Origin of the sequence: Nonomuraea sp. 10N515B, from assembly GCF_052245915.1 — a bacterium.
In the GTDB taxonomy this organism is placed as follows: domain Bacteria; phylum Actinomycetota; class Actinomycetes; order Streptosporangiales; family Streptosporangiaceae; genus Nonomuraea.
This window is the reverse complement of the sequence record NZ_JBQQBQ010000124.1, coordinates 1-12791: the sequence shown is the minus strand read 5'-3', so window position 1 is coordinate 12791 and position 12791 is coordinate 1. Positions and strand designations below refer to the sequence as shown.

The window sequence follows — 12791 nt, the reverse complement described above, 5'->3', positions numbered from 1 at the left end:
CGTGCTTCCTCCAAACTCACCGGACCCTGCTGACAGGACAACTCCATGAGCTCGTCGACGACACCGTCCACATCGAATCTCCGCTGGTCACAGCCATGATCGAAATCGAAGCTAAAGATAAGCTTCGCGCTGATGCTCAAGTTCCACCAGCTGCATGGCCGCTTCCCCCGCGGTCGGGCCGAACTGCCCGACGACGCGGTGGCGCCTGACTCCCTTTCGGGGCGTCCGGGCACGGGAGTCAGGGTCCCTATCACGGGCGTTGGCCACCGGCCAGTGAGCCCCCGCGCGGACACTGGACCGTTCGTGAGCAGGTTATCTGCTTATACCGCGACTGAGCTGGTAACGGTCGGCCCGGTGTCCGCGGCGGCGGGCTTCACGCCGTAGGACTTGCACGGATACCTACTGTCGAAGGTCCTGTCGAAGGTCGGTCGTCGCGGGACCGGCTGGGACGACGGGGGTTCGAGGCCATGTCCAGGCGGAGCGCAGGATGAAGGCCAGGAGCAGCACCTCGATTCCGATGGAGAGGCCGTAGAAGGGGGCCCAGTCCCAGGACTCCCCTACCGCGTTGAACACCGAGAAGGGGGATGTAGAGCGATGCAACGACGAGGTTCGTGGCGCGGTTCACCCGGGCGGGCAGCGTGATGGAGAGCATCACCATCAGGGCCGGGATCCCAATGAGCGCGAGGAAAATGGTCAACAATGTCCCGCTGATGTCGAACTCAAAGATGACGCCACCCCGGATTTCGTCGATGGCGCCGGGCTTGTAGAGGTGGAAGTAGTCGACGTAGATGTAGAAGAACATGGAGCTGGTCCATGCGGCGGCGAGCTTGGCCTGCACGGGGATCGGCGGGTTGTCGAGCAGGTTCGGGGTTTTCGTTCGGATGGTCATCGGTTCTTCTTTCGAGAGGAGCGGTCCGTCCGCTGGAGTGGCGGCAGGTTTGGGCGTGCATACGCACGGGTGGTCGAGATCGAGGCTGTGGCTGCCATCCCCGGGCGGCCCTCCACGGGGTCCTCGCCCGCGTGCGCGACCTCGGCACCGCCCTCATCTCGGTCATGACCGGACGAGGCGCACGCCGGTCGCGAGCAGCCAGACGAGCCAGGCGACGAACCCTAGGAGCCCGACGAAGATCAGCGGCGAGCCGCCGGCGATCGCGAGGTTGCCCAGCCCCGCAGCGAGCAGCAGGCTCCCGCCCACCATGCCCAGCAGGCGCTGCCAAGCCGGAGTTAGCCCGCTCGCGTGCGCGGCGAGGGTCGAGCCGATGCAGGTGGTGCCAAGCATCGGCAGCGCCAGCGCGAACGCCGCCGCGTGAATCTGCCAGACGAGCCCGAACGCGGGCGTCGGCTCGGCGAGGCCGCCGGCGGAGAGCGCGAGCCCGATCTGCAGGACGTTGACAAGCACGAAGATGGCCGACAGCGTCGCGCCAGCGGCCACGGCGAGGCGCGCCCAGTCGGCGCCCGCTCCGCCCCGCCGCTCCACGAGGCCGTGCAGGCCCGTCACGAACACGAGCAGCAGCGGCAGGTACAGGGCTACCAGGCCGGACACGATCGCGACCGCGTCGCGGTTGGCCGCGTAGTAGGCCAGCACTTCGTCGATCGGAGCGCCGTAGGACAGCGCGCCCGTTACCGCAAACAACACGTTCTCGATCATCACCAACACCGCGAACGCGATCGCTGCGGCGCCGACGAGCCGGCCTCGAACGAACCAACTGCGGGCTGGCGTGGTGGCGGTGTCCTTCGGGGATCTCATCTCTTACTCCTTCGTTACGGTCGGATGACCGGCGGGTTGTCGAGCAGGTTCGGGGTTTTCGTTCGGATGGTCATCGGTTCTTCTTTCGAGAGGAGCGGGCCCTCCGCCAGAGTGGCGGCAGGTCTGGGCGTACGCACGGGTTGGATCGTTCTCGTCGGTCCGGTCGTCAGATGGTCACGACGACCTTCCCTCTGGTGTGGCCGGCCGCGACGTAGCGGAGGGCGTCGGCTGCTTCGTCGAGGGGTACGTGCGGTCGATGACGGGCGTGACCTGCCCGGCCGTGAGCAGGTCGGCCAGGGTGAGCAGGTCCTGACGCTTCCCGACCGACGTGAAGGGCTTCAGCCGCTGACGGGTGAACCCGGACAGCACGCGCGCTTTGACGATCCGACCGAGGGGACCGAGCCAGCGGCCGCCGCGTCCGCTGTTGGGGATGAGGGTGCCGGTGGGCGTCAGCGCTCGGCGGGCAGCCGCCAGGGGCTGGGCTTCCACGTTGTCGAGGATGACGTCGTAGCGCTTGTCGGTGCGGGTGAAGTCGGTCTCCGTGTAGTCGACGACGTGGTCGGCACCGAGCGACCGGACCAGGTCGACGTTGCGGGTGCTGCACACACCTGTCACCTCGGCGCCGAACGCCTTGGCGATCTGTACGGCGAAGGAGCCCACGCCGCCCGACGTGCCCGTGACCAGCACCGTCTGGCCCGGTTGAACGTTCGCGATCTCGTGCAATGCCTGCAATGCCGTCATGGCCGACGTGGGCACCGCTGCCGCGTCCGCGACCGACAGGTTGGCAGGCACGGAGACGAGGTAGTCCGCCGGGACGCAGGCGTACTCCGCGAGCGTTCCAGCGGTGCTCTGGCCGAACACCTCGTCGCCGGGGCGGAGAGTGGTGACATCGTTCCCGACCGCTGCCACCACGCCGGCGAGGTCCCTGCCGGGGATGCCGTGGCGGGGCCGGCGGAGCCCGAACACCAGGCGCACCACGTACGGCTCACCGGTCATGACGAAGTAGTCGCCAGGATGCACCGAGGCTGCGCCGACCTGGACGAGCACATCGCCTCGACCGGGCAGCGGTAGCCCGACCTCGGACGACTTAAGCACTGAGGGCGGGCCGTAGCGGCGCTGGACGGCGGCCCGCATCATCGCCGCCTCGGCCCGACTCGCCCCCCGCACTAGGCCTGCTCCGGCATTCGATCGCTGTTCGATTCCCACAGAAGCCTCCTCATGTCCGAGCGGCGACTCTCGCTGACTCGTACATTGTACGTCGTACGCTGTACTATGGACGTACGCTGTACTATTGTCAAGCCGTCGAGTGAGCGAGGAGACCCGTGTCTGCGAGGGAACAACGCCAGATCGCGTCAGACGCGGGGCTGAGCAAGCAGCGGGTGGTGGTCGAGGCGATCCGGCTCGCCGACCGCGAGGGGGTCCACGGGCTGAGCATGCGCCAGCTGGCTCGCGCGCTCGGCGCGGGCGCGATGTCGCTCTACCACTACGTGGCGAGCAAGGAGGAGTTGCTGGACGCCATGGTCGACGTCGTGTTCGAGGAGATCGAGCTCCCGCCCGAAGACACCGACTGGCAGTCGGCGATGCGACGTCGGGCGGTATCCGCCCGACAGGTTCTCGCACGCCACCCGTGGGCGATCGGCCTGATGGAGTCGCGGACATCGCCGGGGCCCGCGAACCTCCGCCACCGCGAAGCGGTCACCGCCTGCCTGCGAAGGGCGGGCTTCCCGGTCCTGACGGCGACGCACGCCAACTGGTTGCTCGACAGCTATGTCTACGGTTACGCCCTGCAGGAAGCCAGCCTCCCGTTCGACAGCGCCGACGAGCTCGCGGACATGGCCGAGGACGTCTACCTGCCCCAGCTTCCTCCTGACGAGTTCCCCTACCTCAACGAGTCCGCCGCGGCGCTCGCTGCTGCCGGCTACGACCCGGCGGAGGAGTTCATCTTCGGCCTCGACCTCGTCCTAGCCGCCCTCGAGCCCCTGAGAGCCTCCGCATAGCGACGCTCACGGACCGTCGCGCAGCCCTCTGCACCGCAGCTCCGATCCATAACCGCCGTGTTGTAGTGGGGCTCGTAGCGGCCGTGCGTCTGGGGTGCCTACGTGACTTCGTCGATTGCGGCCTGTCGTTAAGGAAGGTATACCCGAACACGTTGAGCCTGGTCAGTGAGGTCTTCGTCGCCTACTTAGGGGTGCCACCGGAATACGGCAGAAACGGGCCGCGCTGTTGATCACTGATCGTTAGACTCCTGGGGTTCGCGCTGGTTGGTGATGGTTTGCGGGGGTTCGGGTGGCGTCGATCGATCGGACGGCGTACCCGAGGTTCGCGCGGGCGGTGTCAACGCGGGAGTTGGCGGAGGTGTTCACCCCGTCGGCTGTCGAGGTGGAGTGGGCTCGCGGTAAGACGCAGGATGATCAGCATCTGCTGGCGCTGTTAGTGTGGTTGAAGGCCTACCAGCGGCTGGGCTATTTCCCGAAGCTCAAGGACGTTCCTGCGGTGGTCTCCGAGCACATCCGGTCGGTGATCGGTCTGCCGGAGGGGGTGGTGCTGGAGGATGCCGCTGAGCGGTCGGCCAAGCGGCACCGGTCGTTCGTGCGCGAGCGGATGGGCGTCACCTACGACGCGGCCCGGGTGCGGGAGGTGGCCGATGAGGCGATCCGAAAGGCCGCGCAAGGCAAGGACAACCCCGCTGACTTGATCAATGTGGCGTTGGAAGAGCTGGTCCGCGCGGAGTGTGAGCTGCCCGGCTACACGACGCTGGATGAGATGACAAAGAAGATCCGCACCGAGGTGAATCGCGGGTTCTTCGCGCTGGTGTCCGGCCGGGTTGACGTCGGAGCGCGGGCGAGATTGGCCCGGCTGCTGCGGGTCGACCCGATCACCCGGCGCAGCGAGTTCGACGGGCTGAAGGACGTGGCGCAGGCCGCGTCGCTCAACAAGTTCAAAGGCCGCCTGGCGTTCCTGCGCGAGCTGGACGGCCTCGGGCCGGAGGAGTGGCTGAAGGGCATCCCGCCGGGGAAGATCGCGCATTTCGCGGGCGAGGCGCGGGTCACCGATGTCGCTGACCTGCGGAAGGTGCTGGATGAGGACAAGCGCCTCACGTTGATCGTGAGCCTGCTGCATACGGTGCGGACCGGGGTGCGGGACGATGTGGTCACGATGTTCTGCAAGCGGATCGCCACGATCCACAAGAAGGGTCGCGACCAGCTGGAGGCACTGCGGGAGGCGCACCGGGCCGAGTCCGAACGACTGCTGGGCGTGTTCGGCGACGTCCTGGACGGCGTCCGCGAGGCGGTCACACCCGCCGAAGGCGATGCGACCGGTCCTCAGCCGGACAGCGGCACTGATCCTGCGGCTACGGACGCCTCCGGATCCGGGGACGTGGCCGAACGCGCCGGCCGCCTCGTACTGAAGGCTCTGGATGAGGCCGGTGGCTTGGACGCGCTGGCAACTGCGCACGAGGCGGTGTCGGCCTATCACGGCAACAACTACCTGCCGCTGCTCGATCAGCACTATCGGTCGCACCGGTCGGCGCTGTTCACCCTGGTCGAGTCGATCGATCTGGAGTCGACCAACGCTGAGCGCAGCGTGCTGGACGCGGTGGAGTACCTGCAGGCTCAGCGGAACGCGCGGGCGGCGTTTGTCCCCGACCGGATCAGCGTGGAGCGCGCTGGCCCCGACGGTGCCGCGGTCGCGGTGGAGCTGGTGGCGGACGTGGACGCGTTCGCCTCGGCGGCCTGGCGGAAGATCCTCAAGGATCCGGACCGGCCGGGCCTGCTGGTGCGCCGCCACCTGGAGGTGTGCGTGTTCTCCTACCTGGCGTCGGAGCTGAAGTCGGGCGACATCGCGGTGGCCGGGTCGGACTCCTACGCCAACCTGCACGACCAGCTCATGTCCTGGGAAGAATGCGAACCGCTCGTGGAGGAGTTCTGTGCGGAAGCCGGCCTGCCGGCCGATCCACGCGAGCTGACCCGCCACTACCGGCAGCTGCTGGCCGACACCGTAGCCGGGGTGGACGCCGGCTATCCGGCCAACACCGACCTGACCCTGGAAGGTGGACGGCCGGTGCTCAAACGACGCAAGGGCGCTGAGCGCAGTAAGGAGGCGCTCAAACTCGAGGAGGTCGTGCACGAACGGCTCCCGCAGCGGGACCTGCTCGACATCCTGACCCGCACCGCCTATCAGACTGGCTGGACCCGGCACCTCGGCCCGGCTTCGGGCTCCGACCCGAAGATCAAGGAAGCGCTCGGCCGGTACGTGCTGATGGTGTTTACCTACGGGACGCTGCTCGGCCCGGCCCAGGTCGCTGCGCACATGCGCGGCAAGGTCTCCGCAGCCGAGATCGCCATGACCGCGAACAAGCACTCCACCAGCGAGAAGATCTCCAAAGCCTCCACCGATGTCATCAACGAGTTCAACAAGCTCGACATCGCCTCGGTGTGGGGCGACGGCAAGACCGTGGCCGCCGACGGCTCCCAGATCGAGACGTGGGAGAACAACCTTCTTGCCGAGAGCCACATCCGGTACGGAACTGGTGCCGGGATCATGGTCTACTGGCACGTCGAACGCAAGAACGTCTGCATCTACAGCCAGGTGCGATCCACCACGGACTCCGAGGTGGCCTCGATGATCGAGGGCTTGCTCCGTCATCTGACCAGCGCGGAGATCGATCGCCAGTACACCGATACGCACGGAGCTTCGATCGTTGGCTTTGCGTTCTCGCATTTGCTGGACTTCAAGCTGCTGCCCCGGCTGAAGAACATCGGCTCGGCCCGCTTGTACCGGCCGGGCCTGACCGAAGTCGAGGCATGGCCGCAGCTAGAGGGCGTCCTGTCGGGCAAGACCATCGACTGGGAATTGATCGCCAACCAGTACGACCAGATGATCAAGTACGCGACGGCGCTACGGCTGGGCACCGTCGAGGCCCACCAGATGCTGCGCCGCTTCACCCGCGGCGGCCCCAAACACCCCACCTACCGGGCCATCGAGGAACTCGGCCGGGTGATCCGCACCGTCTTCATAATCTGCGACTACCTGGCCGAAGAGGAACTGCGCCGCGAAATCCACGAGGGCCTCAACGTGGTGGAGAACTGGAACTCGGCCAACAAGGACATCTTCTACGGCAAGGCCGGCGACCTGACCGGCGACGACCGCGAACACGTCGAGGTCTCCGCGCTGGCCCTTCACCTGGTCCAGGCCGCGATCGTCTACCTGAACACCAGGATGGTGCAGATCGTCCTCGCCGAGCCGAAGTGGCGAAAGAAGCTCACCGACGCCGACCGGCGCGCCCTGTCGGCTCTGTTCTGGTCCCATCTGAACCTGTACGGCAAGTTCGAGCTCGACATGAGCAAACAACTCGACCTCGGGCCGGGGCCAAGTGCTGAGGGTCAACCGTCAGCTGGTCCGCTCTGAGCGACGAACGATCTCGGGGGTGGCCCCGCGCCGGGTGCGGGGCCACCCCTGTTGCGCTTACAGCCCGTTCTGGGTGAGCGCGACGATGACGTGGAGCATGCCGTAGGGGGAGTTCTGCTATCCGTTTCGGCTTTGGCCGTGTCTCGGCTGACCCTCTACGTACATGCCCGGCCGGGCCACCCCGGGCCGCGGGGCCCCTGAGTACCCTCCGCTCAGCCGGCGTTGAACGCCTCGGCGACGGTCAGCGTGCCTCGTTTAGGTGCATGCGAACGATCCGGCCGCCCTCGACCGCCAGGTGCATGGCCACCGGTGTGGTGAACGGGTGTGAGTAGTTGAGGTACAGGAAGTGCGGCTGAGATTGATCATGGTCCGGCTTGACTAGTGCTGCGTTCCTCAAAGGGTGTGGGATTGCCTCTGGCCAGGAGCCTCGAGCACAGGCGGATTCTCATGGCAGAAGGGTTCCGCCATGCCGAAGCTACTGTTCGCGCGGGCTTCGTGGGAAGAGAGGGAAGAACGCACTTGCTATAGACGACTGGTCTACTCGGGTGCTATAGTTTCAGGCATGCCGGTCACCACGCGCACCACGGACGCCCGTCGGATCATCCTCGACACCGCCCAGCGGATCATGGCCCGCAAGGGTTACTCGGCTGTCGGCATCAATGAGGTGCTCGCGGGGGCCGGCGTGCCGAAGGGGTCTTTCTACCACTACTTCGCCTCGAAGGACGCCTTCGGCGAAGCGCTCCTGAAGGACTACTTCGCGGACTACCTCGCGGACATGGACCGCGTTCTCGCCCCTTCCGGGCAGTCATCGGCCGAGCGGCTGATGGCTTACTGGGAGCAGTGGCGACAGACGCAGAGCGTCGAGGAGTGCCAGGGCAAGTGCCTGGCCGTGAAGCTCGGCGCTGAGGTCGCGGACTTGTCCGAGTCGATGCGCCTGGCTCTGAAGGAGGGTACGAGCGCCATCGTCGACCGCATCGAGCAGCTAATCACCAGTGGCCTGGAGGACGGTTCCCTCTCGGTCGACGGTGAGGCCCGCGACGTCGCACAGGCCCTGTACGACATGTGGCTCGGCGCAAGCGTCATGGCCAAGATCCATCGCAGCCCGGCCCCGCTCGACACCGTCACAGCGGTGACCCGCAAGCTGCTGCACCTGTAGAAGGCCCGCGCCCCATGCCCGATCCGGTCATGGGGACTCCTTTCACCATCAATAGTAGACTGGTCTACTAACCCAAGGAGTGTGTCATGAAGGTTCTGATCGTTCTCACCTCGCACGACGAGCTGGGCAACACCGGTGTCAAGACCGGGTTCTGGCTGGAGGAGCTGGCGGCGCCGTACTACCGCTTCAAGGAGGCCGGCTGGGAGATCACGCTCGCCTCGCCCAAGGGCGGGCAGCCGCCGCTGGACCCCAAGAGCAACGAGCCCGGCTTCCAGACCGACGACACCCGGCGCTTCGAGGCCGACCCCGAGGCGACCAAGGCACTAGCCAGCACCGTGCGCCTCGACTCGGTGGCCGCCGGCGACTTCGACACGGTCTTCTACCCCGGCGGACACGGACCGCTGTGGGACCTGGCCGAGGACACCGTCTCCGCACGGCTGATCGAAACGACCCTGCGCTCCGGCAAGCCGGTGGGACTGGTGTGCCACGCCCCCGGCGTCCTGCGGCACACCGTCAACGAGGACGGCACCCCGCTGGTCGCGGGCAAGAACGTCACCGGATTCGCCAACTCCGAGGAGGCGGCCGTCCAGCTCACCGACGTCGTCCCCTTCCTGGTCGAGGACGAACTCACCAAGCTCGGAGGCGTCTACTCCAAGGCCGACGACTGGACCCCCTACGTCCTGCAGGACGGTCTGCTGATCACCGGGCAGAACCCGGCGTCCTCGGCCCCCGCGGCCGACGCCCTGATCGAGCTGGTCAGCAAGGGCGGCGTGTGAGCGCCTACGTGGTCATGCTCCGCGAGCGCGTGACCGACCCGGCCGAGCTGGCCCTCTACGCCAGCTCGGCCCGGGCAGCCCGGACAGGCCACGAGATCACACCCGTCGTCGGATACGGGGCGATCGAAACCCTGGAGGGTGCGCCGTTCGACGGTGTACTGATCCATCGCTTCCCGAGCGTCGAGGACGCGCGGGCGTGGTACGAGAGCCCGGCCTACCAGGCGGCGCTGCCCCACCGCCGGGCCGGTGCGGACTACCGCGTGTTCATCGTCGAAGGAGTCGACGACACCCGGGGCCGCTGAGACCGCGTGGCCAGGGGGCGCGGCTCGCTCTCGTCTCACGCTCGTGGCGAAGCCGCGTGGCGCGCCCCCGTCGCGCGTTTTCGGCCGACATCCGCCTTCCAACCTGCTCAGCCCCTTTATGACCGCGAAGGGTCTCCGTGGCGTTTCTGCCGCGGAACTGGCGCCGGTGCTGCCGCCGCCCGATTCGGCCGCAGCACCGTGCCAGGCACTTCCCGAAAGGACCCTTCCGTGACTCTCACCCTCGAACGAACATCGGCGGCCGAACGGCGGCTTCCCGGACCCGCCGCCTGGGCCACAGCGCTCCAGGGAGCCGCGGCGCTGGCCGCGAGCAACGGGGTCGCCCGCTTCGTCTACACCCCGATCCTGCCGCTGATGCACGACCAGGCCGGCCTCTCGGCCACGAGCGGGGCCAACCTGGCGACAGCCAACTACGTCGGCTACCTGGCCGGAGCACTGGCGGGCAGCTTCGCACCCCGGCTGGTCCGTTCCCGCCCGGTGATGCGTGCCTCGATGATCGTGATGGCTGCTTCTCTCGCTCTGATGCCGCTCACGCAGGACGTCACCCTCTGGTCAGGGCTGCGCCTCATCGCGGGGTTCACCAGCGCGCTCGCCTTCGTCTACACGGTCGGGGCGCTGCTGTCCGGGCTGCGTCGATCGGCCCCGCACCTGGCCGGTTGGGGATTCGGCGGCATCGGCGCGGGGATCATGTTCTCCGGACTGCTGGTCCTGGCCGTCCGCGAGGTGGCGACCTGGCGGACGGCGTGGTGGATCGCGGCCGTCCTCACGTTGCTGCTGACCGCGGTGTCCTGGAAGCTCGCCCCGCCGGCCCCACAGACGGCGGGCCCGGCGAAGGCCCGTGCCCGTGCCCGTGCCCACCGTTGGTTCGTCGCGCTGGCGCTCAGCTACAGCCTCGAAGGCATCGGCTACATCATCGCAGGCACCTTCCTCGTCGCCTCGATCACCCAGGACGCCCCCGGCTGGGTCGGCGCGGGTGCGTGGGTCGTCGTCGGGCTGGCCGCGATCCCCGGTTCGGCACTGTGGACGGCTCTGGCCCGGCGGTGGAGCCGCCCCACCCTGCTGGCGGTGGCCCTGATGCTGCAGGCCGCCGGTATCGCCCTGACCGGCCTGGTTCCCGGCAGCGCTGGCGCGCTCGTCGCGGCGGCCGCCTTCGGCGGTACGTTCGTGGGCATCACCTCCCTGGCACTGGCCCTCGGTGAGCACCTCCAAGTGCCGCGAGCGGTCGCGTTGTTGACGGCGGGCTATGGAACCGGGCAGATCATCGGCCCCCTGATCTCCCGGCCTCTGCTGGGAACCGGCTACTCGGCACCCCTGCTGCTGGCCAGCACCGTCCTGGCCGCCGCGACGCTGGCGGCCGCGGTGCTCAGGATCCGCTACCCGCACCGGCTGGGCGACATGATCGAACCGTCCCGCCTGGCACGGCAGTCGTCCACGTCGCGCCCCCCACACGTTCATGCTCCCCGGCCTCCCCACACCCTCCAGGACCGGAGCAACTGAGGAGAAAAAGCAGCTCTGGCCACAACGTTCCTGCGGGTGGCGGCCCCAGGAACGTTATGGTCGGCCACCGCATGCAACGGCTCACCCCAAAGAAAGGCCACACCATGACCACCATCAGCCTGAATGTCGCAACTCGCCTCGCTGCCGCCGCCCAGAGCGCAGCTGAGGAGATGGGCACCGCTATGAACATCGCCATTGTCGATGCCGGCGGCCACCTGCTGGACTTCACGAGGATGGACGACGCCTGGCTCGGCTCGATCGACCTGGCGCTGAAGAAGGCCAAGACCTCGATACTCTTCCCGAAGCCCAGCGGGGCCCTGGGTGAGATCTCGCAGCCTGGCGGTCCCGTCTACAGTATCGAGCACAGCAACGGCGGTCTGATCACTTTCGGTGGCGGGGTGCCGATCACGGACGCGGACGGCCGCATGGTCGGGGCCGTCGGCGTCTCCGGCGGCACCGTCGACCAGGACGTCCGCGTTGCCGAAGCCGCCGTCCAGGCGTACTGACCCTTTCACCGTCTGCCGCCAGCACCCCAGGCAGTCCCGGCGATCGACGCACTGTAAACGGAAAAACTGCCTCGCGTTGCGAATTGGCGACGCTCCGGGCTGGGCAGCATGCCGCGGTCGGCCCGAATGATCTCTGTAGCGGCGGATACCCGACCGCCGCAGCCCACCGCCCCGCAGGCAGCGTCGTGATCGCCTGGCTGGGGCCCACCGACTTCCCCGAGCACCGTCGCGACACGCTGCTGCGCCGGCTGGCCTGGGAGGCCAGCACCGACGAGCCCGCGGCCCTGGCAGCGCTGGTCGCCGCGCGAGCCGCTCAGCCCTGCCGGGTCCTCACCGGATCCATTGCGCTCGCCTCACCGATCGCGGTGCTCGGCGACGACGACCGCTACCACCTGCGTCTCGGCACGCGGTACCTCTGCGCCCAGGCGTGGCGAGGACGGAAGAAGCCACCGCCCCCAGCCTTCCCTGAGATGGCCAGACTCGCGACCACACAAAGTGACAACAGCTACTCAGCGTTACTTTGCGGCTGGTGACGCGGACCCGAGCGGGGGGCCCTGGCAGTCCGCGACATCTCGACATGGCGTACGGCGTGGTGGATCGCAACCGCCCTCACGCTGCTGCTGGCCGCAGCTTCATGGAAGCTGGCCCCCGCAGCCCCGCAGCCCCGCCGGCGGCCGGCGCGATGGAGGGCCGAACGCGTACACACCGCTGGTTCGTCGCGCTGGCGCTCAGCTACACCCTCGAAGGCATCGGCTACATCATCGCGGGGACCTTCCTCGTCGCGTCGGTCACCCAGGCCGCCCCGGGGTGGATCGGCGCTGGTGCCTGGGTGGTCGTCGGCCTGGCCGCCATACCCGGCTCGGCACTGTGGACGGCCCTGGCACGCCGGTGGAGCCGGCCCACCCTGCTGGTCCTAGCACTGATGCTCCAGGCCGTCGGGATCGCCCTGGCCGGACTGGTTCCCGGCGAGGTCAGTGCGCTGGTCGCGGCGGTTGCGTTCGGCGGCACATTCGTGGGGATCAGCTCCCTGGCACTGGCCCTCGGTGAGCACCTTCAGCTGCCCCGGGCCGTGGCGCTGTTGACCGCCGGCTACGGGATCGGGCAGATAATCGGGCCACTGGTCTCCCAGCCTCTGCTGGGCACCGGCTACTCAGTACCGCTGCTGCTGGGGGGCGTGATCGTGGCGGCCGCAACCCTGGCCGCCGTAGCGCTCAGGGTCCGATTCCCGCACCAGGTGGGCAACATGACCGAGCCGTCCGAGGTGTGTCAGAGAAAATGCACCAGATCGGGTCTTAAATACCCATCAGTCGCGGGAGGGGTTATAGGGGATCCTGGCGTAGTTCTCGCCGGGCTGCAACCCGGGCCTCGTGCGCGTCCTTC

At 67.9% G+C, this 12791-nt stretch carries 12 protein-coding genes; 9 read left to right on the top strand and 3 right to left on the bottom strand.

Going from position 1 to position 12791, the window contains the following annotated elements:
* Positions 1-373: 373 nt before the first annotated feature.
* The 3 genes from ACTWQA_RS57255 to ACTWQA_RS57245 all read right to left on the bottom strand — a co-directional run bounded on the left by ACTWQA_RS57255 (position 374) and on the right by ACTWQA_RS57245 (position 2914).
* Positions 374-889 (bottom strand): DUF6326 family protein, encoded by a 516-nt coding sequence (locus ACTWQA_RS57255; RefSeq protein WP_443167184.1) that lies wholly within the window; start codon positions 887-889, stop codon positions 374-376.
* A gap of 162 nt (positions 890-1051) precedes the next feature.
* Entirely contained in the window at positions 1052-1747 is a 696-nt protein-coding gene (locus ACTWQA_RS57250) for a hypothetical protein (RefSeq protein ID WP_443167183.1), read from the bottom strand.
* A gap of 174 nt (positions 1748-1921) precedes the next feature.
* Complete coding sequence (locus tag ACTWQA_RS57245; RefSeq protein ID WP_443167182.1) at positions 1922-2914, bottom strand: NAD(P)-dependent alcohol dehydrogenase; 993 nt, start codon at positions 2912-2914, stop codon at positions 1922-1924.
* Positions 2915-3069: 155 nt separating this feature from the next.
* Between ACTWQA_RS57245 and ACTWQA_RS57240 the strand changes: the two genes are divergently transcribed.
* The 9 genes from ACTWQA_RS57240 to ACTWQA_RS57200 all read left to right on the top strand — a co-directional run.
* Positions 3070-3744, top strand: coding sequence for a TetR/AcrR family transcriptional regulator (locus ACTWQA_RS57240; protein WP_443167181.1), 675 nt, complete (start codon positions 3070-3072; stop codon positions 3742-3744).
* Positions 3745-4033: 289 nt separating this feature from the next.
* Entirely contained in the window at positions 4034-7156 is a 3123-nt protein-coding gene (locus ACTWQA_RS57235) for a Tn3 family transposase (RefSeq protein WP_443167180.1), read from the top strand.
* A 562-nt stretch (positions 7157-7718) separates the two neighbouring features.
* Positions 7719-8312: a TetR/AcrR family transcriptional regulator gene (locus tag ACTWQA_RS57230; protein WP_443167179.1), complete on the top strand. Its 594-nt coding sequence runs from the start codon at positions 7719-7721 to the stop codon at positions 8310-8312.
* Positions 8313-8398: 86 nt separating this feature from the next.
* The gene (locus ACTWQA_RS57225; protein WP_443167178.1) at positions 8399-9088 is read left to right on the top strand and encodes a type 1 glutamine amidotransferase domain-containing protein; all 690 of its coding nucleotides are present in this window, start codon (positions 8399-8401) and stop codon (positions 9086-9088) included.
* Positions 9085-9390, top strand: a complete 306-nt coding sequence (locus tag ACTWQA_RS57220) for a DUF1330 domain-containing protein (protein WP_443167177.1) — start codon at positions 9085-9087, stop codon at positions 9388-9390. Before ACTWQA_RS57225 ends, ACTWQA_RS57220 begins: the two co-directional genes overlap by 4 nt.
* Before the next feature lie 228 nt (positions 9391-9618).
* The gene (locus ACTWQA_RS57215; RefSeq protein ID WP_443167176.1) at positions 9619-10905 is read left to right on the top strand and encodes a YbfB/YjiJ family MFS transporter; all 1287 of its coding nucleotides are present in this window, start codon (positions 9619-9621) and stop codon (positions 10903-10905) included.
* A gap of 56 nt (positions 10906-10961) precedes the next feature.
* Positions 10962-11411, top strand: coding sequence for a GlcG/HbpS family heme-binding protein (locus tag ACTWQA_RS57210; protein ID WP_443167175.1), 450 nt, complete (start codon positions 10962-10964; stop codon positions 11409-11411).
* A gap of 185 nt (positions 11412-11596) precedes the next feature.
* Positions 11597-11944, top strand: coding sequence for a hypothetical protein (locus ACTWQA_RS57205; RefSeq protein ID WP_443167174.1), 348 nt, complete (start codon positions 11597-11599; stop codon positions 11942-11944).
* 101 nt (positions 11945-12045) lie between these two features.
* Positions 12046-12791, top strand: a 746-nt coding sequence (locus ACTWQA_RS57200) for a YbfB/YjiJ family MFS transporter (protein WP_443167173.1), incomplete at its 3' end; no start/stop codon positions are given.

What these genes read in the sequence shown, in the direction of transcription:
- ACTWQA_RS57230 (WP_443167179.1), top strand. Translation starts at nt 7,719, where the DNA reads ATGCCGGTCACCACGCGCACCACGGACGCCCGTCGGATCATCCTCGAC.
- ACTWQA_RS57225 (WP_443167178.1), top strand. Translation starts at nt 8,399, where the DNA reads ATGAAGGTTCTGATCGTTCTCACCTCGCACGACGAGCTGGGCAACACC.
- ACTWQA_RS57250 (WP_443167183.1), bottom strand. Translation starts at nt 1,747, where the DNA reads ATGAGATCCCCGAAGGACACCGCCACCACGCCAGCCCGCAGTTGGTTC.
- ACTWQA_RS57210 (WP_443167175.1), top strand. Translation starts at nt 10,962, where the DNA reads ATGGTCGGCCACCGCATGCAACGGCTCACCCCAAAGAAAGGCCACACC.
- ACTWQA_RS57255 (WP_443167184.1), bottom strand. Translation starts at nt 889, where the DNA reads ATGACCATCCGAACGAAAACCCCGAACCTGCTCGACAACCCGCCGATC.